At 66.5% G+C, this 24,503-nt stretch carries 26 protein-coding genes; 16 read left to right on the top strand and 10 right to left on the bottom strand.

Annotated elements, in window-relative coordinates:
• Positions 1-18 precede the first annotated feature (18 nt).
• From ACQEVO_RS18915 to ACQEVO_RS18880, 8 genes are all read left to right on the top strand, one after another.
• A complete protein-coding gene (locus tag ACQEVO_RS18915; protein ID WP_432915045.1) occupies positions 19-1,008 on the top strand; it encodes a cyclase family protein in 990 nt (329 codons plus the stop codon).
• A 10-nt stretch (positions 1,009-1,018) separates the two neighbouring features.
• Positions 1,019-1,630, top strand: coding sequence for an NADPH-dependent FMN reductase (locus tag ACQEVO_RS18910; RefSeq protein WP_432915043.1), 612 nt, complete (start codon positions 1,019-1,021; stop codon positions 1,628-1,630).
• The gene (locus tag ACQEVO_RS18905; RefSeq protein WP_432915041.1) at positions 1,627-2,484 is read left to right on the top strand and encodes an alpha/beta fold hydrolase; all 858 of its coding nucleotides are present in this window, start codon (positions 1,627-1,629) and stop codon (positions 2,482-2,484) included. The genes ACQEVO_RS18910 and ACQEVO_RS18905 overlap by 4 nt, the downstream gene beginning before the upstream one ends.
• A 54-nt stretch (positions 2,485-2,538) precedes the next feature.
• Positions 2,539-3,372 (top strand): SDR family NAD(P)-dependent oxidoreductase, encoded by an 834-nt coding sequence (locus tag ACQEVO_RS18900; protein ID WP_432915040.1) that lies wholly within the window; start codon positions 2,539-2,541, stop codon positions 3,370-3,372.
• Between the two features lie 43 nt (positions 3,373-3,415).
• Entirely contained in the window at positions 3,416-3,613 is a 198-nt protein-coding gene (locus ACQEVO_RS18895) for a ferredoxin (protein ID WP_432915038.1), read from the top strand.
• A gap of 2 nt (positions 3,614-3,615) precedes the next feature.
• Positions 3,616-4,848: a cytochrome P450 gene (locus tag ACQEVO_RS18890; protein WP_432915036.1), complete on the top strand. Its 1,233-nt coding sequence runs from the start codon at positions 3,616-3,618 to the stop codon at positions 4,846-4,848.
• A 33-nt stretch (positions 4,849-4,881) separates the two neighbouring features.
• Positions 4,882-6,081, top strand: coding sequence for a cytochrome P450 (locus tag ACQEVO_RS18885; RefSeq protein WP_432915034.1), 1,200 nt, complete (start codon positions 4,882-4,884; stop codon positions 6,079-6,081).
• Positions 6,082-6,351: 270 nt separating this feature from the next.
• On the top strand, positions 6,352-6,555 hold the full coding sequence (locus ACQEVO_RS18880) for a zinc-ribbon domain-containing protein (RefSeq protein ID WP_432915032.1): 204 nt from the start codon (positions 6,352-6,354) through the stop codon (positions 6,553-6,555).
• A 28-nt stretch (positions 6,556-6,583) separates the two neighbouring features.
• Here the strand turns inward: ACQEVO_RS18880 and ACQEVO_RS18875 are convergent, their stop codons facing one another.
• On the bottom strand, positions 6,584-7,162 hold the full coding sequence (locus tag ACQEVO_RS18875; RefSeq protein WP_432915031.1) for a TetR/AcrR family transcriptional regulator: 579 nt from the start codon (positions 7,160-7,162) through the stop codon (positions 6,584-6,586).
• 90 nt (positions 7,163-7,252) lie between these two features.
• Between ACQEVO_RS18875 and ACQEVO_RS18870 the strand changes: the two genes are divergently transcribed.
• A complete protein-coding gene (locus tag ACQEVO_RS18870) occupies positions 7,253-8,086 on the top strand; it encodes a class I SAM-dependent methyltransferase (protein WP_432915029.1) in 834 nt (277 codons plus the stop codon).
• A 45-nt stretch (positions 8,087-8,131) separates the two neighbouring features.
• Here ACQEVO_RS18870 and ACQEVO_RS18865 read toward each other — a convergent pair whose 3' ends face one another.
• The gene (locus ACQEVO_RS18865; RefSeq protein ID WP_432915027.1) at positions 8,132-8,962 is read right to left on the bottom strand and encodes an SDR family oxidoreductase; all 831 of its coding nucleotides are present in this window, start codon (positions 8,960-8,962) and stop codon (positions 8,132-8,134) included.
• Positions 8,963-9,037: 75 nt separating this feature from the next.
• Between ACQEVO_RS18865 and ACQEVO_RS18860 the strand changes: the two genes are divergently transcribed.
• The 4 genes from ACQEVO_RS18860 (at position 9,038) to ACQEVO_RS18845 (ending at position 13,235) form a co-directional block, all read left to right on the top strand.
• Entirely contained in the window at positions 9,038-10,615 is a 1,578-nt protein-coding gene (locus ACQEVO_RS18860) for a methylmalonyl-CoA mutase family protein (protein WP_432915025.1), read from the top strand.
• On the top strand, positions 10,615-11,016 hold the full coding sequence (locus ACQEVO_RS18855; protein WP_432915023.1) for a cobalamin B12-binding domain-containing protein: 402 nt from the start codon (positions 10,615-10,617) through the stop codon (positions 11,014-11,016). Before ACQEVO_RS18860 ends, ACQEVO_RS18855 begins: the two co-directional genes overlap by 1 nt.
• Positions 11,017-11,107: 91 nt before the next feature.
• On the top strand, positions 11,108-12,064 hold the full coding sequence (locus ACQEVO_RS18850; protein ID WP_432915021.1) for a TIGR03564 family F420-dependent LLM class oxidoreductase: 957 nt from the start codon (positions 11,108-11,110) through the stop codon (positions 12,062-12,064).
• Between the two features lie 124 nt (positions 12,065-12,188).
• Positions 12,189-13,235: a CaiB/BaiF CoA transferase family protein gene (locus tag ACQEVO_RS18845; RefSeq protein ID WP_432915019.1), complete on the top strand. Its 1,047-nt coding sequence runs from the start codon at positions 12,189-12,191 to the stop codon at positions 13,233-13,235.
• Positions 13,236-13,282: 47 nt separating this feature from the next.
• Here the strand turns inward: ACQEVO_RS18845 and ACQEVO_RS18840 are convergent, their stop codons facing one another.
• The gene (locus ACQEVO_RS18840; RefSeq protein ID WP_432915017.1) at positions 13,283-13,963 is read right to left on the bottom strand and encodes a TetR/AcrR family transcriptional regulator; all 681 of its coding nucleotides are present in this window, start codon (positions 13,961-13,963) and stop codon (positions 13,283-13,285) included.
• A 91-nt stretch (positions 13,964-14,054) separates the two neighbouring features.
• On the opposite strand from ACQEVO_RS18840, the gene ACQEVO_RS18835 reads away from it, so the two are divergent.
• Positions 14,055-15,563, top strand: a complete 1,509-nt coding sequence (locus ACQEVO_RS18835; RefSeq protein WP_432915015.1) for an MFS transporter — start codon at positions 14,055-14,057, stop codon at positions 15,561-15,563.
• Between the two features lie 133 nt (positions 15,564-15,696).
• Here the strand turns inward: ACQEVO_RS18835 and ACQEVO_RS18830 are convergent, their stop codons facing one another.
• Both ACQEVO_RS18830 and ACQEVO_RS18825 read right to left on the bottom strand, forming a co-directional pair.
• Positions 15,697-16,959, bottom strand: coding sequence for an MFS transporter (locus tag ACQEVO_RS18830; RefSeq protein ID WP_432915013.1), 1,263 nt, complete (start codon positions 16,957-16,959; stop codon positions 15,697-15,699).
• A 61-nt stretch (positions 16,960-17,020) separates the two neighbouring features.
• Positions 17,021-18,271: an FAD-dependent oxidoreductase gene (locus ACQEVO_RS18825; RefSeq protein ID WP_432915011.1), complete on the bottom strand. Its 1,251-nt coding sequence runs from the start codon at positions 18,269-18,271 to the stop codon at positions 17,021-17,023.
• Between the two features lie 89 nt (positions 18,272-18,360).
• On the opposite strand from ACQEVO_RS18825, the gene ACQEVO_RS18820 reads away from it, so the two are divergent.
• Positions 18,361-19,308 carry a LysR family transcriptional regulator gene (locus ACQEVO_RS18820; protein ID WP_432915009.1) on the top strand — a complete coding sequence of 316 codons (948 nt, stop codon included), beginning with the start codon at positions 18,361-18,363 and terminating at the stop codon, positions 19,306-19,308.
• Positions 19,309-19,395: 87 nt separating this feature from the next.
• Here ACQEVO_RS18820 and ACQEVO_RS18815 read toward each other — a convergent pair whose 3' ends face one another.
• A complete protein-coding gene (locus ACQEVO_RS18815; protein ID WP_432915007.1) occupies positions 19,396-20,268 on the bottom strand; it encodes an aldo/keto reductase family oxidoreductase in 873 nt (290 codons plus the stop codon).
• A gap of 153 nt (positions 20,269-20,421) precedes the next feature.
• On the opposite strand from ACQEVO_RS18815, the gene ACQEVO_RS18810 reads away from it, so the two are divergent.
• Positions 20,422-21,324, top strand: a complete 903-nt coding sequence (locus tag ACQEVO_RS18810; protein WP_432915005.1) for a LysR family transcriptional regulator — start codon at positions 20,422-20,424, stop codon at positions 21,322-21,324.
• A gap of 261 nt (positions 21,325-21,585) precedes the next feature.
• Here the strand turns inward: ACQEVO_RS18810 and ACQEVO_RS18805 are convergent, their stop codons facing one another.
• The 4 genes from ACQEVO_RS18805 to ACQEVO_RS18790 form a co-directional block, all read right to left on the bottom strand.
• Positions 21,586-21,891, bottom strand: a complete 306-nt coding sequence (locus ACQEVO_RS18805) for a hypothetical protein (protein ID WP_432915003.1) — start codon at positions 21,889-21,891, stop codon at positions 21,586-21,588.
• Positions 21,888-22,508, bottom strand: coding sequence for a TNT domain-containing protein (locus ACQEVO_RS18800; protein ID WP_432915001.1), 621 nt, complete (start codon positions 22,506-22,508; stop codon positions 21,888-21,890). Before ACQEVO_RS18800 ends, ACQEVO_RS18805 begins: the two co-directional genes overlap by 4 nt.
• 155 nt (positions 22,509-22,663) lie before the next feature.
• Positions 22,664-23,074, bottom strand: coding sequence for a hypothetical protein (locus tag ACQEVO_RS18795; protein WP_432914999.1), 411 nt, complete (start codon positions 23,072-23,074; stop codon positions 22,664-22,666).
• On the bottom strand, positions 23,071-23,997 hold the full coding sequence (locus tag ACQEVO_RS18790) for a glycohydrolase toxin TNT-related protein (protein ID WP_432922797.1): 927 nt from the start codon (positions 23,995-23,997) through the stop codon (positions 23,071-23,073). Before ACQEVO_RS18790 ends, ACQEVO_RS18795 begins: the two co-directional genes overlap by 4 nt.
• Positions 23,998-24,503: the final 506 nt, after the last annotated feature.

Genomic DNA, 24,503 nt, shown 5'->3' with positions numbered 1-24,503 from the left:
GCTGGAAGGAACAGCAACGTGGCATCTCTGACCGATTTCTACAAACTCGGCGACACCGTGCGTAACTGGGGCCGCTGGGGCGCCGACGACGAACTCGGCACGCTGAACTTCATCACCCCGCAGAAGGTCGCCGCCGCGGCCGGACTGGTCCGGCACGGGAAGGTGTTCCCGCTGGGAATCGATTTCAGCTCCAACGGCCCGCAGGGCGCGTTCAAATTCCGGGCCAATCCCACCCATGTGATGACCGTCGACGGCGGCGACGCCGAAACCCTCACCCGGTACGGCCCGAAATGGCTGCAGAATTCGGTGGCGGGCGAACTGGCCGGATTCTTCGCCGACAACCCGTTCCGGTTCAACGACGATATGCTCATCATGCCGTTGCAGGCCGCCACCCAGTGGGACGCCTTCTCCCATGTCTACTACGGCGACAAGCTCTACAACGGTTTCCCGGCCGATTCGGTGACCAGTATGGGCGCCTTCCACTGCGGGATCGAAAAGGTGGACAGCAAGGGGATCACCAGCCGCGGCGTCCTACTCGATCTGGTGAAATATCGTGGCGCGGAAACCTTCCTCGAGGTCGGCGAGCCGATCACCGGCGACGAACTCGACGAATGCGCGAAACGTCAGGGCGTGACCATCGAATCCGGCGATATCGTGCTGGTCCGCACCGGCTGGTGGAACCGTTTTCTCGAGGCCGGTGACGGCGCCGAACCCTATTCCGGCCTGGACTGGACCTGCGCGAAATGGCTGCACGACCACGAGATCGCGGCTGTGGCCGCCGATAACCTCATGGTCGAGAATCCCGTGTCGGGGGTGGAGGGCACCTTCCTGCCGATGCATATGTTGTGCCTGCGCGATATGGGCCTGATGCTGGGCGAATACTGGGATTTCACCGCCCTGGCCGCCGATTGCGCCGCCGACGGCGTCTACGAATTCCAGCTCATCGCCCCGCCGCTGCGGGTGGTCGGTGCGGTCGGTTCCCCGATCAACCCCATCGCCATCAAATAGGAGACCGGCTATGACCGTGGGAAGCACAATGATGGATCGCACCGCATCCGAAACCGGATCACGCCCGTTCGTCGTCGGACTCGGCGGCACGCTCCGCGCCAACTCGTCGACCGAGCGGGCGCTGCGGCACTGCCTGGACGCCGTCGAACAGCGCGGTGGCCGGACCGCGCTGTTCAGCGGTGAACAGATCAATCTGCCCATGTACAACCCGCACGATCCGGTGCGGACCCCCGAGGCGATCGCCCTGGTCGAGGCGCTGCGAGCAGCCGACGCCGTGATCGTGGGCTCGCCCGGCTACCACGGCGCGATCTCCGGGCTGGTGAAGAACGCCCTCGACTACGTCGAGGATATGCGCACCGACCCCACGGTCTACCTGGACAACAAACCCTGGGGCTGTATCACCTGCGCCTACGGCTGGCAGGCCGCCGTCGGCACCCTGGGCCAGCTGCGCGGGATCGGGCACGCGTTGCGCGCCTGGCCCACCCCGATCGGGGTCGCGATCAATTCGGCCGACAAGATCTGGGACGAATCCGGCGCCCTCGTCGACACCGGTGTGAAAGGCCAGCTCGAGCTGCTCGCCGTGCAGGTACTCACCAGCGCGAAACCGATCGGCACCCCATGAGTTACGAGCATCGGACGATCGAGGTCGACGGCCTGCGCACCCATTTCCTCGAAGCCGGGGCGGGGGAGCCGGTCGTGCTGCTGCACGGGGGTGAATTCGGTGCGAGCGCCGAATTGGGCTGGGAACACACCATTTCCGCGCTCGCCCAGCGCTACCGCGTACTCGCCCCCGATCTGCTCGGCTTCGGTGAATCCGCGAAGGTTGTCGATTTCACCGACGGCCGCGGGCTGCGGATCCGGCATATCGCCCGATTCTGCGCGGTACTCGGTATCGAATCCGCGTATTTCGTCGGCAATTCGATGGGCGCGATCAATCTGCTCGCCGATACGACCTCCGCGAATCCGCGCCTACCGGTGCGCGCCATGGTGACCATCTGCGGTGGCGGGCAGATCCAGGCCAACGAGCATATGCGCGCACTCTACGATTTCGACGCCACCCTGCCCGCCATGCGCGCCATCGTCACCGCCCTGTTCGCTTCGCCCGCGTACCCCGCCGACGAGGACTATGTGCAGCGGCGGTTCGAGTCGGCGACCGCGCCGGGCGCCTGGGAGGCGATCGCGGCCGCCCGCTTCCGGCGGCCCGGCGCGGAAACACCACCCGGCCCGGGAGACCGGCCGTTCGAGCGGATCCGGGTACCCACGCTGGTGGTCGAGGGCGGCGCCGACAAGCTCCTGCCGCGCGGCTGGGCCGCCGAGATCGCCGCGCGGATTCCGGACGCCGAATCGGCGGTGATCGACGACGCCGGTCACTGTCCGCAACTGGAACGACCGGAGGCGGTCAACGCCCTGCTGCTGGATTTCCTGGACCGCCGTTCCCGCACCGGCGCGGTATCGGCGTACGCGCACAGCGGTTGAGCCGAACGGTCGGCTCAGGTCACAGGGTATGTCGTACGAGAGGAAGAGCAGCGCATGGGTAACGAGTTGGCGGGCAAGGTCGCGGTGATCACCGGCGGCGCGTCCGGGCTGGGCAGTGCCATGGTGGAACGGTTCGTCGCCGAAGGCGCCCGGGTGGTCGTCGGAGATATCGACGCGGAGAAGGGCCGGGCCCTTGCCGATCGCTGCGGTGCTGCCGCGCGGTTCCGCGTCACCGATGCCGGCGACCCCGAACAGCTCGCCCAGCTCGTCGACCTCGCCGTTGCGGAATTCGGCGGGCTGCACATCATGGGCAACAACGCCGGTATCTCCGGGAAGATGCACCGCAGCATCCTCGACGACGATTTCGCCGATTTCCAGCGGGTGATGTCGGTGAACGTTCTCGGCGTCATGGCCGGGACCCGGCTGGCCGCCCGGCATATGGCCGAGAACGGCGGTGGTTCGATCATCAATCTGTCCTCGGTGGGCGGGGTGCAGGCCGGCGGCGGGGTGATGACCTACCGCGCCTCCAAGGCCGCCGTCATCCATTTCACGAAATCCGCGGCCATCGAACTCGCCCAGTACGACGTGCGCGTGAACTGTATCGCCCCCGGCAATATCCCCACCGATCTGCTCGCCAAGGCATCCAGCACCATGTCGCCGGAGAAAGCCGAGCGGATGACCCGCACCATGCGCGAGATGATGAACCGCGACCGCCCGCTGCCGCGCGAAGGCACTCCCGAGGATGTCGCCGAGGCCGCGGTGTATTTCGCCGGCGACCGCTCCCGCTATCTCACCGGCACGGTCCTGGCCGTGGACGGCGGCACCACCGCCGGCAAAGCCGTGCCGCGACGCGCGGCGGCTAATGGTTCCGCCCCGGCGAAATCATGAGCCGCCCCAGCCCCCGACCCCTTCACCCAGGAGAGAGAACGTCATGAAAGTGACTGTCGAACAAGGGAAATGCATTGCCGCCGGGCACTGCGTGATGGCGGCCGACGCGGTATTCGATCAGCGCGAGGAAGACGGCATCGTCGTGCTGCTCGACGAGAACCCCCCGGACGATCTCGCCGACGACGTCCGCGAAGCCGCCGCCGTGTGCCCCGCCATGGCCATCCACGTCCACGAGGAGTGACAGTGACCGAGACCCACGCCGCGCCGGAAACCGCGGACATCCTGAACTACCCACTGGAGCGGGATGCTGCCTGCCCGTTCGCACCGCCGCCGGAAGTGCTCGGCCTGGTCACCGAGCGGCCGCTGAGCCGCGTCCGGATCTGGGACGGCAGCACGCCGTGGCTGGTCACCGGCTACGCGGAACTCAAAGCGCTGATGTCGCATCCCGGGATCAGCACCGACGACCACCAGCCCGGGTTCCCGCACTGGAACGAGGGCATGCTCGAACTGGTGAACCACCGGGCGCGGTCGGTGTTCAACACCGACGGCGAGGAGCACAGCCGGTTCCGGCGGATGATGACCAAACCGTTCACGGTGAAACGGGTCGACGCACTGCGCCCGGCGATCCAGCAGATCACCGACGACCATATCGACGCCATCCTGGCCGGTCCGCAGCCCGCCGATCTCGTCGAGGCGCTCGCCCTGCCGGTGCCGTCGCTGGTGATCAGCGAAATGCTCGGCGTGCCGTATGAGGATCACGAGTTCTTCCAGCAGCACGCGTCGACCGGTGTCTCCCGATACGCCACCGCGGAGGAATCGCAGCGGGGCAGGGTGGGTCTGGCGCGCTACCTGATCGACCTGATCAAGACCAAGATGGACAACCCCGCCGAGGATATGGTCACCGAGCTGGCCGAGCGCGTCACCGCCGGCGAGATCTCCATGAAGGAAGCCGCTCAGATCGGCACCGGTGTCCTCATCGCCGGCCATGAGACCAGCGCGAACATGATCGCGCTGGGTACGCTCGCGCTACTGCACAACCCGGACCAGCTGGCGCTGCTGCGCGATACCGACGATCCGAAGGTCGTCGCGAACGCGGTCGAGGAACTGCTGCGGTATCTGAGCATCATCCAGAACGGCCAGCGCCGGGTCGCGCTGGAGGATATCGAGATCGGCGGCCACACCATCAAGGCCGGTGAAGGCGTCATCATCGACCTCGCCCCCGCGAACTGGGATCCCAACCAGTTCCCCGAACCGGACAAACTCGATCTGACCCGTCCCGCCCGCCTGCACGTCGGCTTCGGTTTCGGCCCGCACCAGTGCGTCGGCCAGCAGCTGGCCCGGGTGGAATTGCAGATCGTCTTCACAACCCTGTTGCGGCGGATGCCCGGTCTGCGACTCGCCATTCCGTTCGACGAGGTCGAATTCAAACACGACAAGCTGGCATTCGGTGTCTACCGCCTGCCGGTGACGTGGTGATCCCGAACAACTGCGCCGAAAGGAGACTCAGCTGTGACGACCACCGCGCCCACTGATGTCTACTACGATCCCTACGATGTCGGGCTCAACGCCGACCCGTATCCCATGTTCAAGCGGCTCCGCGAGGAAAAACCGCTGTATTACAACGAAACCCATGATTTCTACGCATTGAGCCGGTTCGCCGACGTGAACGCCGCGCTGATCGACAAGGACACCTTCAGCTCGGCACGCGGGGCGATCATCGAACTGATCAAGGCGAATATCGAAATACCGCCGGGCGTACTCATTTTCGAGGATCCGCCGATCCACACCATGCACCGGAAGCTGCTTTCGCGCATGTTCACCCCACGTAAGATCTCCGCTCTCGAAGCCAAGATCCGCGAATTCTGCTGCCAGAGCCTGGACCCGTTGATCGGCACCGGAAAGATCGATTTCATCGCCGACCTCGGCGCGCAGATGCCCATGCGCACCATCGGTATGCTGCTCGGCATTCCGGAGGAGGATCAGGAAGCGATCCGCGATTTCGCCAACGAGCAGATGCGGACCGAAGAGGGCAAACCGATGAAGGCCGCCGAAGCCGGGATTGTCGGCGGCGAACTTTTCGAGAGATACGTCGACTGGCGCACCGAACACCCCTCCGACGACATCATCTCCGAACTCCTGAACGTCGAGTTCGAGGACGAAACCGGCACCCTGCGCCACCTCACCCGCGACGAGATCCTCACCTATATCAACGTCGTCTCCGGCGCCGGTAACGAAACCACCACCCGACTAATCGGCTGGGCCGGAAAAGTCCTCGCCGAACACCCCGACCAGCGCCGCGAACTGGCCCGGAACCCCGCCCTGATCCCGGCGGCCATCGAAGAGTTACTACGTTTCGAGCCCCCGGCCCCCCACGTCGCCCGCTACGTAACCCGCGATATCGAATACCACGGCCACACGGTCCCCGAAGGCAGCGCCCTGATGCTGCTCATCGGCGCCGCCAACCGCGACCACCGCCAATTCGCCCCCGACGGCGACGTTTTCGATATCCACCGCGAAAGCAAACCTCACCTGGCGTTCAGCGTAGGCACCCATTTCTGCATGGGCTCCGCACTGGCGCGCCTGGAGGGCCGGGTCGCCCTGGAGGAAATCCTGAAACGCTTCCCCGAATGGGAAGTCGACCTGTCACAGGCCAAACTCTCGCCCACCTCGACGGTGCGTGGTTGGGAGAGCATGCCGGCGTCGTTCTGACCGGAACCGGCATCAGGTCGGAGTGGTCGACTATTCCGACCCGATGTCGTACGGACGTCCCTCGTAGGCCGTGTGGCCAACGTGAGCGCCGGCCGCCACCTTTGCCGCGATCTGTAATTCCGGGATGTCCGGTTCCGGCCTTCGTGACCCATGATGTCCGGCGCTGATCATCGATTGCGTACCGTATTCGTGCCCCGCTGGTGACTTCGTACTGCCACTGTGCTGAATAAGCTCAGTACTCCCGAGGAGGCCGCTCTCTACGCTGGGTTGATGTTCTTCATCTTCGGTTTCGGAACCAAACGGCAGAATCTCGGCTTCGGGCAAACCCGGACGTGCCCGCGCTGCCACAACACCACTCAGTGGCAACGGGTGCGGGAGTTCAAGCAGTTCACGCTTTTCTTCATACCGGTCGCCCGCTGGAAGCGCCGGCAGCTGGAGATCTGCGGTATCTGCGGTGCGGCGATCGAAGCCTGACGGGAACCGCCGACCCGCCCGCACCGGGTCAGAGCGCCGCGACCTGCTGCTCCAGTACGGCGCGAATGGTGGCACGGTCGACCGATCCGTGTGGTGTGACGGCGTCCAGGGAAAGGCCGGAGATCAGTGCGGCCAGGTGCACGGCGTGGTGTTCGGGGGCGGGGGTGCCGGTGGCGGCCAGGGCGTCGACGAGGACCTGGCGTAGGTCCGCGGCCATCTGCCGGACGACCGGTTCGAACGCGGGGTTGATGCGTGCGGCGGCGATGATTTCCATGAGGATGACCGCTTCGCGGTGCCGCTCGTCGTCCAAGGGGACCAATTCTTCGAGCACCCGCAGCAGGTGACGTTTTGCCGCGGGCCGGTCTCCGGCCGCTGCGGCCGGGTGGCGGGTGAGGCGCCGGCCCATCCGGTCGCCGACTTCGGTGGCCACGGCGACGACCAGGGCTTCGTGGTCGGTGAAGTAGTGGCGCACCGAGCCGATGTTCAGGCGGGCTTCGGCGGCGACCTTGCGGAAAGTCGCGGCGGAAGGACCGCCCGCGACGATGAGGTTCAAGGCGGCATCGACGATATGGCGGCGTCGCGCATCGGCATCTACCCGGATAGGCACGGGGCACAGTCTAGAAAACCGCTGTCTGGTTACATCACGCATGTGATACAAAATCGGCGCACCACATCCGACCGCCGAGGGGAACCCATCATGGACCACGCCGAAGCCATCGCCGCCAACCGCGCGAACTGGGACGAACGGGCCGATGTGCACCGGCGGTCCGAAATGTACGACGTCGACGCCTTCCTGGCCGACCCGGAAGCCGTCTCGTCGGTAGTGCGCAACGACCTATCGGTGCTGGCCCCGCACCTGCCGGAAACCGGAGTCCAGGGCAAATCCCTGTTGCACCTGCAATGCCATATCGGCACGGACACACTGTCGTGGGCCCGCCTCGGTGCGGTCGATGTCCATGGTCTGGACCTCTCGCCCAATTCGCTGCGTCATGCCGACCGGATCGCCCGGGCCGACGGCCGCGAGCTCGCCTGGGTCGAGGGCGACGCACGGTACGCGTCCACGCTGATCGACCGGCAGTTCGACCTCGTCGTCACAAGCGCCGGCACCATCGTATGGCTGCCCGGCCTCACCGAGTGGGCTCGCTCGATCCACGACCTGCTCGCACCCGGCGCGGTGTTCATGATCCGCGACGACCATCCGATTCTCGGCGCGATGGACTTCGAGCCGTGGGAGATCACCGACGACTATCTCGGCGGAACCGGCCCCCGGACCTACACCGATTCGGGTAGCTACACCGAGAACTCGGCCGGGCAGATCACCCAGGCCACGGTGCACGAGTGGCGCCACGACCTGGGCGAGATCATCGGTTCACTGCTACGCGCCGGCTTGCGGATCGAAGCAGTTCACGAACTGCCCTACATGGATTGGCGCGCCTTCCCGGACCTCGTCGAATGCCCCGAAGGCTGGACACTTCCTGGCAGGGCGCCACGGATCCCGTTGAATTTCGCCGTCGTTACCCGGAAGGTATAGCGACCGAGTGTGACGCACCTCCGGCCCGCCGGCGCGTTCGATGGGCTAATCCAAGAACATATCCGGGATCGGGTTGGCGCCGCCGCCGTATTCCGACAGGTCGGTGCGGCCCGATTCGATGAGTGCCGTGGCGTCGATGTAGGTGTTGCCGGTGTTGTATTTGGCTTCTCGGGACAGGATTTCGGCGGCGGCGTCGCCCATGATCCGGGGGCTGCGGGAGGACTCCAGCAGTTCCGAGCCGTCGGGCAGGTTCGCGACGGCGGAGGTCGCGATATAGGTCTGCGGCCACAGGCAGTTCGCGGCGATTCCGGCATCGGCGTATTCCGCGGCCCAGCCGAGGGTCAGTAGGGTCATCCCATACTTCGACAGCGTGTAGGAGGGGTGGGCGCCGAGCCAGCGGGGGCTGGTGTTCAGGGGAGGGGCGATCGTCAGGATGTGCGGGTTCGGGGCCTCGCGCAGATGCGGTAGGCAGGCGCGGGTGAGCAGGAACGTGCCGCGCAGGTTGATCTGCTGCATCAGGTCGAATTTCTTCGCCGAGAGTTTCTCGGTGGGTTCGGTGGCGATGGCACTGGCGTTGTTCACGCAGTAGTCGATGCGGCCGAAACGCTCCAGGGCGGTCTCCACGACCCGCGCCACATCGGCTTCCTCGCGCACATCACCTACGACGGCCGCCGCCTTGCCGCCGGCTGCCTCGATCTCCGCGACCGCGGTGTGCACCGTGCCCGGCAGCTTCGGATGAGGTTGTGCGGTCTTGGCCAGGAGCACCACATTCGCGCCGCGGCGGGCCGCGGACAAGGCGATGGCGAGGCCGATACCGCGGCTGGCTCCGGAGACCACGAGGGTCCGGTCGGTGAAGTTCTGCTGCTCGGTGGACATAACACTCCTGGTCGATTACGCGTTCGCACGAAGCGGTATTGGCATTCTCATTTTCTGCAAGTATCGTATTCAACGATGAACGATGCAGTCCATACCTCCTCGGGTATCCCGCTCGAACCGGTCTACGGGCCGGCCGACCGGCATACCGAACCACCCGCGCCCGGCGCGTTTCCGTTCACCCGGGGCAACTACGCCACCGGTTACCGGGGACGGCTGTGGACCTTCCGGCAGTACTCCGGCTTCGGCACCGCCGAAGAGTCCAACCGGCGCTACCGCTATCTCCTCGACCAGGGCGGCACCGGGTTGTCGGTCGCGCTGGACCTGCCCACCCAGTGCGGTTACGACTCCGACGATCCCGAAGTGGGGGAGGAGGTCGGCCGGGTCGGTGTCGCGGTGGACACCCTCGCCGACGCCGAGATCCTGTTCGACGGCATCCCGCTGGACAAGATCAGCACCAGCTTCACCATCAACGGCACGGCCGCGATCCTGCTCGCCTTCTATGTGGCGGCGGCGGAGAAGAAGGGCGTGCCCCGGGAGAAGCTCACCGGCACCATCCAGAACGACATCCTCAAGGAATACGCCTCCCGCGGCACCTGGATCTGGCCGCCGCAGCCCTCGCTGCGGTTGATCGCCGACACCATCGAGTTCTGCGCCGCCGAAGTACCCCGGTTCAACGCCATCTCGGTGGCGGGCGCGCATTTCCGCGACGCCGGCGCGACCGCGGTCCAGGAGATGGCGTTCACCCTCGCCGACGGTGTCACCTACTGCGATACCGTGGTCGAACGCGGCCGGATGAGTATCGAGCAATTCGCCCCGCAGATCTCGTTCTTCTTCTACACGCACGGCGATTTCTTCGAAGAGATCGCCAAATACCGCGCGGGCCGGCGCCGCTGGGCGACCATCGTGCGCGAACGCTACGGCGCCACCACCGACAAGGCGTCGATGTTCCGCTTCGGCTGTGTGGCCGGCGGCGCCTCTCTGTATGCCCCGCAGGCGCAGAACAACCTGGTCCGCATCGCCTACGAGGCGATGGCGGCGGTACTCGGCGGCGTGCAGTCGATGTTCACCGCGGCCTGGGACGAACCGTTCGCGCTGCCCAGCGAGGAATCCACGACCATGGCGTTGCGCACCCAGCAGATCCTGGCCTACGAAACCGGGGTCACCCGGGTCGCCGACCCGCTGGGCGGTTCCTACTTCATCGAGGCGCTCACCGATAAAACCGAAGCGGCCATCCAGGAGATCATGTCCGACCTGGAGAACCGGGGCGGGATGGTCCGCGCGATCGAGGACGGCTACCTGCAGGGCCTCATCGCCGACGAAGCCTACAAACTGCACCAGGACATCGAATCCGGCGCGAAACCGGTGGTGGGCGTGAACAAATTCGTCACCGACGAACCGGCCCCGGAGATCGCCACCTACGAACTGGACGCCGAAGGCCGGGAAACCCAGCTGAAACGGCTGGCCAAGGTGAAGGCCGAGCGGGATTCCGCAGCCGTGCGCGACACCCTGGCCGCGCTGTCGCGGGCCGCGGAAGGAGACGACAACCTCATGCATCGTCTGATCGACTGTGCCAACGCCTACTGCACGGTGGGCGAGATGACCGCCGCCCTCAAATCGGTGTGGGGCGAATTCCAGCAGCCGGTGGTGTTCTGATGACCGCGCGCGTACTGGTCGCGAAACCCGGTCTGGACGGCCATGACCGGGGCGCGAAGATCGTCGCCCGCACGCTGCGCGACGCCGGTTTCGAGGTGGTCTACACCGGGATCCGGCAGCGTATCGAGGACATAGTCTCGATCGCGGTGCAGGAGGATGTGGCGGTGGTCGGCCTGAGCATCCTCTCCGGTGCCCATGTAGCCCTGACGAAACGGGTGGTCGACGCCCTGCGCGCGGCCGACGCCGGCGATATCGCCGTAGTGGTCGGCGGCACCATCCCGCAGGCCGATATCGAGAAATTGCAGGCGGCGGGCGCCGCCGCCGTATTCCCCACGGGCACCCCGCTCGACGTCCTGGTCACCGAGATGCGGGCCCTCACCGGGACCACGGCCCCGTCCTGATCCCCCGGACGCTCCGGCGTCCGGGCCCGGAGCCGCCGCCGTAACGGTGGGCGGCGGCTCCTCTTAATTCGTTTGTGAGAGTGGAGGAATCGTGCGTATCGGTGTGATGATCGGACCCGAGCGCGGCGATACCGCGCGCAAAGCCGCCCGGATGGTCGACGACATCAAATGGGCCGAATCGGCCGGTATGGACACCGCGTGGATTCCGCAGATCCCCACGGATTTCGACGCGCTGGTGACCGTCGCGCTGCTCGGTTCGGTCACCGAACGAATCGAACTCGGTACCGCCGTGGTGCCGCTGCAGGCCCAGCACCCGATCGCCCTGGCCCGGCAGGCGCTGTCGGCGCACGCGGTGGCCGGCGGCCGGCTCGCGCTGGGCGTGGGGCCCTCGCACCACTGGATCGTGCAGGACATGCTCGGCCTGCCCTACGAGAAGCCCGCCGCCTACACCCGCGACTATCTCGAAGTCCTCGATCCGGCGTTGAACGGCCCGGGCACCGTCCAGGTCTCCAACGGCAGCTTCACTGTGAACAACCAGCTGGATCTCGGCCCGATCGCTCCGCTGCCGGTGCTGATCGCCGCGTTGGGCCCGGTCATGCTGCGGATCGCCGGCGAACACACCGACGGCACGATCCTGTGGATGGCCGACGAACGCGCTATAGCCGACCATGTGGTCCCGCGGATCACCAAGGCCGCCGCCGACGCCGGTCGCGCCGCACCCCGCATCGTTGCCGGGTTGCCCATCTGCCTGTGCGCGTCCAACGAGATCGACACCGCCCGCGAACGCGCCAATCGCATTCTCGGCGAGGCCGAGGTTTCCCCGAACTATCAACGGCTCCTGGAAAAGGGCGAGGCGAAGGATATCGGTGATATCTGCATCGCCGGCGACGAGGAAGCAATCGCCGCGGGCCTGCGCCGCTACGCGGACGCCGGTGCCACCGACCTCTCCGTGCGCCTGCTGCCCATCGGCGACAATCGCGACGAACTCATCGCCTCCAAACGCCGTACCCGCGAGGTGATCGCGCAGATCGCGAAGGACCTCCGATGACGCGGTACCTCCGGCAGGGCCACGGCCTACACGGACCCGCCTGCGCAGCAGCATCCATGATGTGGCACCTCCACCTTCGCTCCGGCGCCCGCCGACCGCACGAACCCGCACTCGAGGAACTGCCGTGACCGCGGGCCCGCTGGCCGGTATCCGCGTGCTCGAGGTGGGCACCATGCTGGCCGGCCCCTACGCCACCATGATGCTGGCCGATCTGGGCGCGGAGGTCACCAAACTCGAACCAGCAGGGGGCGATATCTCCCGCAAGGTCGGTGACTCCTATTTCGCCAGCCTCAACCGCGGCAAACGCAGTATCCGCCTCGACCTCACCTCGGACGCCGGACAGCGCCGACTGGGCGAACTGGCCGCCGAGTCCCACGCGCTCCTGGTGAACCTGAAACCGTCGGCGATCCGCAAACTGGGCCTCACCTACGAGGCGCTCCGCCACCACAACGACCGCATCGTATGCGTGGCCCTCACCGGTTTCGGCCTGGACAACGGCGACGACCCCGCCTTCGACTACGTGGTCCAGGCGGCCACCGGCGTCGCCGCCCTCACCGGCGACCCGGCCGGCCCGCCCACGCTGCCCGGCTATTCCTCCGCCGACAATTCCACCGGCCTCACCGCAGCCCTCGGCCTCCTCGCCCAGATCGTCTCCGGCAGAGGCGGCCAGATCGACGTATCCCTCCGCGACGTGATGCTCTCCCAGCTGAACTACCACGCCGCCGCCTACCTCGACAACGGCATCGAACCCCAACGCCGCCCCCACGGCGCCCATTCGTATTACGTTCCCGCCCAACTGTTCCCGACCGCCGACGGCTACCTGGCCCTGTTCATCACCCACGACGGCTTCTGGAGATCCTTCGCGAAGGAAGCCGGGCTCACCGGTTTCGACACCATGGCCGAACGAGTCGCCCACCGCGACGAAGTCCTCACGCTGGTAACCGAAACCCTCGCCACCGATACGGCCGCCTCCTGGGAAACCCGCCTCCGCCCGCTCGGCGTCCCCGCCGCCGCGGTCCGCACCCTCCCGCAGGCTCTCGACGCCACCCCCGAGATGGTCGTCCGAGCCGGTAACCACCGCCTTGTCGCCTCACCCATCCGGGTAGCCGGCTGGACCCCGGACTACCGCCCCCCACCCCGCCTCGGCGAACACGGCGGCGCCGCGACATAGAGGGCATACCTTCGGTGTTCTGTGACCCGAGTTCCGACCGCTACGTTTCAGAGGTCTGTAGGGTTCGGCCGGCCGGCGCGGAGGGCGAAGCCGTCGCACAGGGCGGTCAGGCCGAGATGGAGCAGGTCGAGCTGGGCGAACTGGTCGCCGGTGCCGTGTAGTTCCCCGAGTGCGGGCGGAGTCGGATGGACCGGGTTGCCGGCCAGCAGGGAACGAAGGCCGTTTTCGTCCGAGTCGTCGACTCCCTTGCGGGCCAGTAGCGCCGAACTGATGTGGGGGAGGGTGGCGCCGGAGATGTAGTTCCAGACCGCGAACGACATCTCGGTGGCTTCGTGGGTCGAGACCCCGAGTTCGCGGAAGCCTTCGACGAGCCAGGCCAGGCATTGCAGACTGCTGGGTCCGAAGCTGTAGCGGGGGGTCGCGAAGGCCAGCAGCACCCACGGATGGCGCTGGTACAGCTCCCAGTCGATATCCCCGGCGATCCGGACCCGGTCCCGCCATGTCCAGTCCTTGCCCTCGACCGCCGGGTACGGGTAACGGCTCGCCACGTCGTCGGCCATGGCGGCGATCAGGACATCTTTGTTGGCGATATGCCGGTACAGCGACATCGCGCCCACGCCCATCCGGTCGGCGATCCGCCGCATGGACAGTGCGTCGAGACCGTCGGCATCGGCGAGGTCGATGGCGGTATCGATGATGGCGGCCCGGGTGAGCTTCGGTTCGGTCATCGGGCACCTGGCTCCGGCCTCGGAACTAACATGCGTACACTGTACCCCGGACCATGCGTACGCCGTACGCGTCAGCGAAAGGGAACCACTGATGACGAACCTGGAGGCACTGCACGCCACGCCGGAGGCGGGCGGCTCGCGGCGTGCCTGGCTCGGCCTTGCCGTCCTGGTACTGCCGGTGCTGCTGGTGTCGATGGATATGTCCGTCCTGTTCCTGACCTTGCCGACACTGACCGTCGACCTCGACCCGTCGGCCGCCGAGCAGCTGTGGATTCTCGATATCTACGGATTCCTCATCGCCGGTCTGCTGATCACCATGGGCAACCTCGGCGACCGCATCGGCCGCCGACGCATCCTGCTGGCCGGCGCGATGCTGTTCGGGGTCGCGTCGATACTCGCGGCGTTCGCGCCGAGCGCCGAGGTACTGATCGCGGCGCGGGCACTGATGGGTCTCGGCGGAGCGACCCTGCTGCCGTCCAGCCTGGCGCTGATCAGCACTCTGTTCCCGGATGCCCGGCAGCGCGCCACCGCGATCGGCGTGTGGACGGCGTTCTTCGCCGGTGGTTCGGCGGTCGGGCCGATCATCGGCGGAGTGCTGTTGCACCACTTCTGGTGGGGGTCGGTGTTCCTCATCAACGTCCCGGTGCTGCTGGTACTGCTCGTCTTCGGGCGGCTGCTGTTGCCGGAACACCGGGCCACCGAACTGGGTCCGCTGGACCTGCCGAGTGTCGCACTGTCGATCGGCGGCATCCTGCCGGTGGTGTACGCGGTCAAGCACGCCGCCGAATACGGGATCGATTCCGTGGCGCTGATATCGGCGCTGATCGGCGGCGCACTTCTGACCTCCTTCGTACGCAGGCAACGGCGGATCAGTGAACCGCTGCTGGACCTGCGGCTGTTCGGGCACGGCCAGTTCTCGGTCGCGATCGGCTCCAGCCTGGCCGGCATGATGTCGCTGGCGGGGCTGAGCTACCTGTCCAGCGTGTACCTGCAGTCGGTCACCGGCCGGGACCCGCTGGCCGCCGCGTTGCTCGGTATCCCGATGGCCGTCACGGTGTTCGTGTTCTCGATGACGGGTTCGCGGGTCGGGCAATGGCTGGGTGGCCGGGCGGCGTTCGCGTCGGCGCTGGCGGCGGCCGCGGTCGGCAACCTCATGCTCTTCGGAGTCGGCGTGGACGGCGGCGTCGGCTGGTACGTGGCGGGGTCGGCGATCGCGGGCGTGGGCTACGGGATCGTGTTCACCCTGGTCTCGGAGGTGGCCGTCTCGTCGGTGCCGCCGGAGCGGGCCGGGTCCGCGGTGGGCATCTCGGAGACCAGTTTCGAACTCGGCAACGCCCTCGGGCTGGCGCTGCTCGGTTCGCTGGCCGCGGTGATTTTCCGGTCCGGCGGTGATTTCGCCCCGACCATCGGCGAAACCATCCAGTTCGCGAAGGACGATCCGGCGCTGGTGCACGCGGCCCGCGAATCGTTCGTCGGCGGTATGCACGTGGCGACCACGGTGGGCGCGGCCGTACTGCTGGTGATGGCGGTGGTCGTGCTGGTCAGTCTTCCGCGCCGCACCCGCACGGCCGATCGGGAACACCCGGTCGCGCACGCCTGAGCCGGTATCGCCCGGGCTCGTGCGGGGGCCGAAGCGGGTAGGAAGACGCGTCCCGCGTTCGGTTCTCACAACGAAGCGACCCCCTCTGGGCTGTCGGTCCAGAGGGGGTCGCTGTGGTTCGGTCATCCGCCGGTCACACGGTTAGTCGGTGCTCGGCTTCCTCGGTCGGCACAGAGCCGCCGCCTCCCTTCGCAGGCCGGTCGGAGCGGATGAAACAGCAGGTGGCGGCGCCGACGAACGGGCCGATCGCCAGGACGACGAACGCGGCGTAGAACGAATCGGTCGCGTGGAAGACGAAACCGACCACCGCGGGCACCACCACACTGCCGAGCTGCCAGACCGCGTTCACGCCGCCGGCCGCGGAGCCGACCAGGTCGCGTCCGGCGAGCGCCGGGGTCAGCGCGGCGGTGAGCGGCGAATACGCATAGGCGCCCAGCCCCAGCAGCGGTGCACACACCAGGAACTGGGTGAGGCCGGACAGTGATCCGAAGGTCAGCAGCGTGCCGCCGAAAACAACGAGGATCACGATGATCGGCAGCTTCTGCCCGAGGCGGAACAGGTCGGTCACCCAGCCGACCATCGGCTTCGCCACGACCGCGACGCCGGCGAAGATCACCAGCACCGTGCCGGCGTCGACCGGGTCGATACCGTTGGCCTTGACCATGAGCGTATTCGACCAGGTGACGAAGCCGTAGGTGCCCCACAGCCCGCCGAAGCCCGTGACGGCGAGCAGGAGCAGATCGCGGTTGCGCAGCAGCGGACGCAGATCCGGCAGCGCACTGCCGCGTGACTTCTGCTGCTCCACCTGCTGTTCCGCACCGTGCGGCCGATCCCGGAGCAGCACGAAACACAGGACGCTGATGACGACGGTGACGATGCCGAACACGTGATACGACTCGCGCCACCCCGAGGCTTCGATCAGCCGCGGGACGACGGCGTTGGCGATGACGGTGCCCAGGGAGGTCGCGGTCATGAACACACCCATCGCGAAACCGCGCTGAGCCGGTGTGAACCAGGTCGCGATGAGTTTGAGCCCGCCCGCGTAGTCGGCGCCGGCGAACAACCCGACGATGCCCTGCACGATCAAACCCGCGGTGATCGACTCGATGGTGCCGAAAACGATCATGAACGATCCCGCGACCAGCCCCGTGAGCGACAGGATCATGCGCCCGCCGAGCCAGTCGGTGAGGAAACCGCCGAAGGCGTTGGAGGCGACGTAGCCGATGTAGTAGCAGGTCGCGAAGATACCGATGGCGGCGATCGGCACGGCCAGGGAATCGCTCACCGATGCCGAGGCGGGACCCCAGGTCGACCGGTCCACCGAGGTCATGGTGAAGGCCGCCCAGCACATGGTGAGAACGACCCACCGATAGGCAGGGGAGTGCTGAACGCTCATGGGCGGTGCTCCGATTCGCAGAACGACGGTAGTGCGGGCTGGGGTGTCACCGCTGACCGGCTCATACGATCGCCCCCTGCGCGAGCAGGGCACGGCGGATACCGGGCAGATCGTGCCGCCGGCCCTCGCTGTACTGCGCGGCGGCGATCCCCGCGGCGTGCCCGGTGGCGAAGGCGGTGCCCATCACCCGTACCGAGGCGAACGCCTCGTCGTCCGAGCTGGTCAACCGGCCGACACCCCACACATTGCCGGTGTCGGCACACCGGATGGCATCGTAGGGGACGTCGTACCAGCGGCCGCCATCGATCTCCTCGTAATTGGTCACGCCCGGCCCGGCGTGGTCCTCGATCGGCCAGCCGCAGCGTCCGATGGATTCGTCCGGGCGTTTGCGGGCCCGCCGCACATCGTCGGCGGTGATCATGGCCTTGCCGACCAGCCGCCGGCTTTCCCGGATACCGATCTGCGGGCCGGAAGTGACCAGGTAGGCCTGCTGCCATCCGGCCATACCCTTGCGCATCGCGTCGAGATAGCGCCAGGACTGCGCGCGGGCGCTCGCCTCCGCGGCGCTGAACTGCCGCGCATCGAGGGTGTCGAAATGCTCGTCGACGAGCAGCGCCATCACCTCACCGGTCACCGGCAGCCGGACGGCGATGCCGTGGTCGCGGGGCAGCGCGGCACCGGTTTCGTCGTTGTAGGCGGCCACCGCGGCGCGCATTCCGTCGGTGGAGAGGTCGGCGTCCGCGGCGACTCCGCCGAACCGGCAGGCCAGAGTGTTCGTCTGCCGGTCGGCCAGGTCGACGGTGCGCACCGCGGCCCCGGCGAGCGCCAGCAGCGCGCCGTCCCCGCTGGCGTCGATGAAAGCGTCGGCGGTGAGGCGTTCGGTGCCGCCGCGATGCGCGACCTCGACCTCGGTGATCGCGCCGTCGCGCCGGGTCGCCCCGATCAGTGTGGAATGCAGCCGGGTCTCCACCCCCGCATCGGCGACGAGTTCGTCGCAGACGATCTTCGTGGTTTCGGCGTCCAGCAGCACGATCCGGTTACCGGTCCAGCCCATCACCTTCTCCGCGTACACGCCGCGAGCCCGCAACCGGTCCAAGACCTCCCCGCCGACGCCGGCCACCACCGTTTCGTGGGTCTGATCGAAGAAACCGCAGAACGTGAGCACCGAACTGTTCGTCGCCGCACCACCCAGGAACGGGTACCGCTCGATCAGCCGCACCCGCGCCCCGCTGCGTGCGGCCCCGACCGCCGCCGCGATCCCGCCGGCGCCACCGCCGATCACCACAACATCGACATGCTCACTGAGCGTCACCGTTGAGCTCCTATCCCTGCCCGGCGCGCAGCCGGGAAACACCTGTGGACTGAGTCACAACTCTCTGCGATACCTATGCTCCGCGTCCAATGCCTATATCGGCGACCCGGTATACCTGTTGGGTATGGCAAGCTGGCGCGGTGGAGTTACGCCATCTCAGATACTTCGTCGCAGTGGTCGAAGAGCGCTCGATCTCCCGCGCCGCCGACCGGCTCGTGATGTCCCAGCCGGCGCTCACCCGGCAGATCAAAGAACTCGAACGCGAATGCGGTATCACCCTCCTCGACCGCATACCCCGCGGCGTGGAACCGACCCCCGCCGGCACCGCCCTCTACCAGCACGCGGCACATCTACTCGGGTTGGCGGCCGTCACCCGGGACGTGGCCCGCTCGGCGTCGGCCGCCCGCGAACTGATCTCCATCGGCCTGCCCCCGGGCCTGCCGGCCGACTGGCTCACCGGTCTCATCCACGCGTTTCAGCGCGAAACACCCGATATACGAATCGATTTCAGCGACGCGAACAGCAGCGCCCAGCTCCGCTCGGTGCAGGAGGGCAGGCTCGATATCGGTCTCGTCCACCAGAACCCACCGTCGAACCTGCACTCGATCGAGCTGTTCGAGAAACCCTTCGGCCTCGCGGTCCGCCCGAATCACCCACTGGCCGAACGGGAAACCTGTCCGCTGGCCGAACTCGACAACCTCCGCGTGCTGGCCCACGCCCGCGAGCAGATCCCCGCCGAACACGACCGCCTGATCTCGGTCGCCTACGAGGCCGGGATCGCCCCGATCTGGCAGTTCGCGTCGTTCGTCGAAAACGCGCTGGCCTGCGCGGAAGTCACCGGGTCGCATGCGGTGCTGCTCAGCGAGGCCAGCGCCCACCGGCTCCTCCCGGGCTGGCCGTGGATCGAACTGGTGGAGCCGGCCTTCCCCATGCGCACCTGGCTGGTGCGAGCGGAACAGACACGGACGGCGGTCGAAGCCGCCGGCGAATTGATCGCCCGATACGCCCGGTACGTGCTCGCGAAGAGCCCGGCGTAACAGCCTGAGCCGCAATCGGTCCCGCAATCGGGGAGCCCGGCGGCCACGTCCAAGCGATATTCGCCGGCGACAACGGTGACCGTGCGGCTACACCTGTGCGCCGATGTTCTCCAGTTCGGCGACATCCTCGCGGCTGAGCCGGATACCGGCGCCGGCGACGTTGTCTCGCAAGTGAGTCACGGACGAGGTACCCGGGATCAGCAGGATATTCGGTGACCGCTGCAGCAACCAGGCCAGTGCAACCGACATCGGTGTGGTGTTCAGCCGTTGCGCCACCGCCTCGAGCGACTCGGACTGGATCGGACTGAACCCGCCGAGTGGGAAGAAGGGCACGTAGGCGATGTTCTCGGCCGCGAGCCGGTCGATGAGCTCGTCGTCGTGCCGGTAGGCGAGGTTGTACATGTTCTGCACGCAGACGATCGGCGCGATCGACCGGGCTTCGGCGACCTGTTCCGCGGTGGCGTTGCTGACGCCGAGATGCCGGATCAGGCCCTGCCGCCGCAGGTCGGCAAGTGTTTCGAACGCTTCGGACAGTGAACCCGGCTGCGGCCCGGTGGCGTCCCCGAGTCGCAGGTTGACCAGGTCCAGTGTGCCGACCCCGAGGGCTTCGAGATTGTCGTCGATCGCGCGGCGCAGCTGGTCGGGCCGGCGGGCCGGCGGCCAGCCGCCCTGCTCGTCGCGGGTCGCCCCGACCTTCGTGGCGATGCGCAGCGAATCGGGATACGGGTGCAGTGCCTCCCGGATGAGTGCGTTGGTGATCCGCGGGCCGTACGCGTCCGCGGTATCGATATGGGTGATGCCGAGGTCGATGGCGGTGCGGAGCACGGCGAGGGCTCCGTCGCGATCGGCGGGCGGGCCCATCACGCCGGGCCCGGCGAGCTGCATGGCGCCGTAGCCGAACCGTGTCACCGTCATATCGCCCAGGGTCCAGGTGCCGCCGGGAAGAGGAGTCGTGCTCACCGTATGCCTTTCGTGAAAGTAGTGAAAGCGCTTATCAGGCAAAGCTGTTTGCTCGACGCTTCCGAGGACATCGTGCGGGCGCGGAGTACGCAGAGTCCAAGACCGGTTCGATCCGGCCTGATACCGCCCCGGTATCAGGCCCATACTGGAGTCGTGGACGGACTCGAAACCCGCGAACTGCGCTACTTCGTAGCGGTCGCCGAAGAACTGCATTTCGGCCGTGCCGCCGAACGCCTGACTATGGCGCAGCCGCCGCTCTCCCGCGCCATCCAGCAGCTCGAGCGCCGCCTGGGAGTTTCCCTGCTGGACCGGGATCGCCGCGGGGTTTCGCTCACCCCCGCCGGGGAGACCATGCTGGTGGAGGCCCGGCACGCACTCGACGCCGTCGATGCCACCGTCCGCCGCACCCGCCGCGCCGCCGCCGCGCGACCCGCCCTCGTCCTCACCACGAAAGCCGGCGCCTCCCATCAGCTACTGAAAGAGCTCCTCGACGCCTACGCCGCGCGTCCCGACGCTGTCGAGATCGATGTGCTGCTGTGCGAGATCGGCGAGCAAGGCCAGCGCCTGCGCGACGGTCGCGCCGATGTGGCCATCATGCACGCGCCGTTCGATGTGATGACCGGTCTCGACAGCGCCGAAATCCTGACCGAAGGCCAGGTCGCCATCGTGCCGGCAGCCCATCCGCTCGCCCGGCGCACCAGCCTGACCATGGCCGAGGTCAGCGCCGTCCCCGACCTGCCTATCGCCCGCTGGCCCCGCCACGACCACACCTATCCACCGGGCCCCGGTCCCGAGGTCCGCAGCCAATCCCAGCTCGCCCAACTCGTCGCCCTCGGCCGCACCCTCCTGGTCATCCCCGCATCCAGCCGCGCCTGGCAGTGGCCGGAACACGTCGCGGTCCCCGTCCTCGACGCCCCCTCGGCCACCACGCTCCTCGCCTGGCCGGCCGGCGTTCACTCCGGGGCCCTGGCCGGCCTCGTGGAAACTGCTCAACAACTGGAACCGAGCGATTTCGGCGGCCGAACCGACGCCGTCGATCACGAGTTCGCCGGGTAGAACCGGCGTGCCGCCGAACCCTGACCCGGAGATCCGACTCCGGCGGAGAAGACGTCCGGTCTCGGGCCGTCGGTCTACAGGTAGCAGGCGACCGGTTGGGAGAAATCGGCAGGATTCTGCCGGTTTCCGCTCGGTCGAAGCCGAATCGCGACTTCCTCATCGGCTTTCGGCAATATCCTGCCGGAAACCGGGACCGGTCACGGGGTGCGCGGTCTCCGAACCGTTCGCTCCCTCAGGCGTTTCCGGTTGAGCTTGCAGATGTTATTCGCCGGGCTCTCGCGAGGATGCTCGGTTGAGGATGTCGGTGTAGAGGAAGCGTCCGCCCAGCAGTCGCAGGGCGGCGAGGCGGGATGCGGCGCGGCCGAGGTTGGTTGTGCGGGAGCCGTGTTCGTAGTAAAAGACATCCCACCAGCCGTCTTCGGCCTGGATCATGCACCAGGAATTCTCTCGAAGTGCGCCCTCCGAGATGAGCCCTTCCGGAACTCCTACCTTGGAGAATTGGCCGAGTTGGCTGACGGGGTCCTGGGCGAAGAGGTTTTCGGGATGGATGTCGCCGCCTGTAGTCACAGCTTTATCTCCTCGATGAATCCTGAGCCCACGAGATCGACGACAGGCATGAGTGTGAAGTATTGGTTGGCGCCGCCGGGCAAACCGAACCACGGTGCTGCGGGTCCGACCCACACGGGAGTGGGTTGGAGAACCCGCCACCGTCGGTATCCGGATTCCACCATGTCGATCGGCAGCGACCGTTCCGGTATGAGGGCCCCGGTATCGTACAGAAAACGAGTGAACGTGGTCCCGAAGGAATCCATTATTCGGCGGGCGGGAATACGTGTGGGCGAGCGGTGAGTCGGCGAGAGGAATCCGTCCGGGTGCTGTGATTGGTCGGGCCATATGAGCCGTCGTCGGCCGGACGAGGCACCGAAGTCTTCGGGCGCGACGAACTGGCGTGCCCATTGTGGTTCTCCCATGCCACCGAAAAGGTCTGCGCCGTCGAGCAGTCCCTGCAGCGTTCTGTGGTTTATGGGTACGCCGCCGAGAGCTCCCGCGGTGCCCCGGCCCGGATCGAGGGGTTGCTTACCTCGGAGGGCGCCGCCGATCAGTCCGAGGAAGCCGTAGCACGCCGCAGACTCGTTGTCGTAAACGCACAGGTCATGTTTGTTGCCCCGCTCGTACCAGAACACCTCGAACGTTCCCTCCGCGTTCCCGGGGATGAGACAGAACATGTCGTCCCGCAACCGTCCCACGGACGCGTCCGTGTCGGGGACACCCAAACCGTCGAGTATCCGCTGCAGTTCACTGAAATCCACGTCGAAACCTTACGCCTAGGGAGCCGTTCTCAGTTCGGCCACTGCTGTTCGTACTGGTCTATCACCTGCTCTATCTCATCAGGCGTCAACACCGGCGGTTCGAACTTCTGGTCCCGCGCGTGCGCGACGAAGTGATCGGGTACGGCTACTCCGTATTCGGCTACGAAATACCCCCAGTAGATCCTCCAGACCCACGTGCCGTCGGTTGCGATCCCCGTAGGCATTACGAAGCCTTTCGATGGATCCAGAGGATCTTTCTCGGACTGGCTCACCCAAATTATGGGACAGTTCCGCAAGTAATTTGCGAGGGGTTCGCGAATTTTGTTGTCCAGCTTGCCGATCAGATCACGAATAGGCACGATCTCCGTGCTCGCTGGGGCAGTGGCATTCGCTGCTTCCAGTACCTCTTTAATATCTGGGATTCTCAGGATTTTATTCAACCTTCCCATTCCTTTCTTTCCAATTCCTCGGATGTGCCGTCCGGGTGGAATCTGACGAATGTGTTCCTTAGCCTACGGACCAGGAGTACGGCTATTTCGTTCGTGCTTCGTCGGTCGACACCCATGACTCCCGTGTTATCGACGTATAGGAATCCATCTGGCGCGATTACAGTTGTATTCAGGGCGCGGGCCAACTGGGCTGCGACATTTCCGTCGACATGACCCGTATTGCAGGATAGCAGGCGAACCGGTGTACCTGGTTGATAGTCAGGGCGGTGACGAATCATGTCCGCCAGTTCCCGTGCGGAAAGTCTGTTATTTCCTGAAGCCATTTCGATATCATTAGTGGTTCCATGGGCAATGACATCGTAGTGGCCAGGAAGTGGGGCCGTATGTTGCGAATACCGGTAAAAGTTGTCGTTCTCGCTCATCAACGAGAAACCGGGACGCCCGTTCAAGGGGTGAGACTGTCTGGACGGTCCTTCGTTGTCGGGATCGTCGTTCGGGCTAGCCCCTGGCGGGGTTCCGCTCGAGGGCGGCACCGCATCACGCGGTTCGGCTGGTATTTCCTCGAGATAGCCGGCCTCTATGAGGGATTGAACCGAACCCGGCAAGAAGTGCTGGGTGCCCAGTCCGGGTTCGCCCATTTGAGGTGCGATTTCCCCTGACCAGACCGGCAGCGGCCGCACCACCCGGTACTGGTGATAGGAATCGCCTTCGATGCTGGTGGGCGGTAACGCCCTCTCCGGGTAGGCGACGCCCGGTGGCGAGGTATACCTTCCGTTGGGCCCTCCGAATCGGTCGACTATTTCACCGACTGGCAGAACGACCGGATGTCGGCCGACCGGTGTCGAGAAACCCTCCGGATGCCGCGCTGCGTCGGCCCAGTTCAGATTGCCGCCCGAGTCCGTGATGGAATCCATCCATTGGTCCCGAGTCATACCGTGATACGGGTCGTATCCGGGCGCAACCAAAGCTTCGACCGCTGGATGTGGCCTGCCGACTCCCGGCGATGCGGGAGGGTAGGCGCCGTGTTTGCTCCTGTAATCCTCGGCGGCGTCGCGCAGCCGGTCATCAATCGCGCGTATTCGCTCGAGTTCGCTGGTTTCCAGGTCTGGGTGGACGAGTTCGTTTGTTGGGACCGGGGTCCCATCCGGCCGGTAGTAGTCGCTTTCTGGCAGCGACGGCAATGGGGATGTGGGGCCGGCTACGGCGGCAGGAGCATCCGAATGCGGTGGGGCGTGGCCTGCCTCGTCCGGTCGTTGATTGTCTGGAGCGCTGGGTGCTGATCGACCGCCCGGTGGAGTCGTGGACTCCCGGTTCGAGGGGCGACTGGTAGGTCTGTGGGGATGGTCGGCGATGGTTGGCGTCGTCGTCGCGCGTGGCGAATCGCTGCTGCGGTTCTCCTCGGCTGGTTGTCGCCGGCTTC

The sequence above is a fragment of the Nocardia sp. CA-290969 genome, from assembly GCF_050936135.1.
Taxonomy (GTDB): Bacteria; Actinomycetota; Actinomycetes; order Mycobacteriales; family Mycobacteriaceae; genus Nocardia.
The sequence above is the reverse complement of the archived record's forward strand: the minus strand, read 5'-3'. Positions and strand labels throughout refer to the sequence as shown.

Bases quoted from the DNA above. Each gene is read 5' to 3' on its own strand.
- ACQEVO_RS18900 (WP_432915040.1), top strand. From the start codon at position 2,539: ATGGGTAACGAGTTGGCGGGCAAGGTCGCGGTGATCACCGGCGGCGCG.
- ACQEVO_RS18820 (WP_432915009.1), top strand. From the start codon at position 18,361: ATGCCTATATCGGCGACCCGGTATACCTGTTGGGTATGGCAAGCTGGC.
- ACQEVO_RS18865 (WP_432915027.1), bottom strand. From the start codon at position 8,962: ATGTCCACCGAGCAGCAGAACTTCACCGACCGGACCCTCGTGGTCTCC.
- ACQEVO_RS18855 (WP_432915023.1), top strand. From the start codon at position 10,615: ATGACCGCGCGCGTACTGGTCGCGAAACCCGGTCTGGACGGCCATGAC.
- ACQEVO_RS18870 (WP_432915029.1), top strand. From the start codon at position 7,253: ATGGACCACGCCGAAGCCATCGCCGCCAACCGCGCGAACTGGGACGAA.
- ACQEVO_RS18860 (WP_432915025.1), top strand. From the start codon at position 9,038: ATGAACGATGCAGTCCATACCTCCTCGGGTATCCCGCTCGAACCGGTC.
- ACQEVO_RS18880 (WP_432915032.1), top strand. From the start codon at position 6,352: ATGTTCTTCATCTTCGGTTTCGGAACCAAACGGCAGAATCTCGGCTTC.
- ACQEVO_RS18895 (WP_432915038.1), top strand. From the start codon at position 3,416: ATGAAAGTGACTGTCGAACAAGGGAAATGCATTGCCGCCGGGCACTGC.
- ACQEVO_RS18910 (WP_432915043.1), top strand. From the start codon at position 1,019: ATGACCGTGGGAAGCACAATGATGGATCGCACCGCATCCGAAACCGGA.
- ACQEVO_RS18835 (WP_432915015.1), top strand. From the start codon at position 14,055: ATGACGAACCTGGAGGCACTGCACGCCACGCCGGAGGCGGGCGGCTCG.
- ACQEVO_RS18840 (WP_432915017.1), bottom strand. From the start codon at position 13,963: ATGACCGAACCGAAGCTCACCCGGGCCGCCATCATCGATACCGCCATC.
- ACQEVO_RS18830 (WP_432915013.1), bottom strand. From the start codon at position 16,959: ATGAGCGTTCAGCACTCCCCTGCCTATCGGTGGGTCGTTCTCACCATG.
- ACQEVO_RS18790 (WP_432922797.1), bottom strand. From the start codon at position 23,997: ATGGATTCCATCACGGACTCGGGCGGCAATCTGAACTGGGCCGACGCA.
- ACQEVO_RS18905 (WP_432915041.1), top strand. From the start codon at position 1,627: ATGAGTTACGAGCATCGGACGATCGAGGTCGACGGCCTGCGCACCCAT.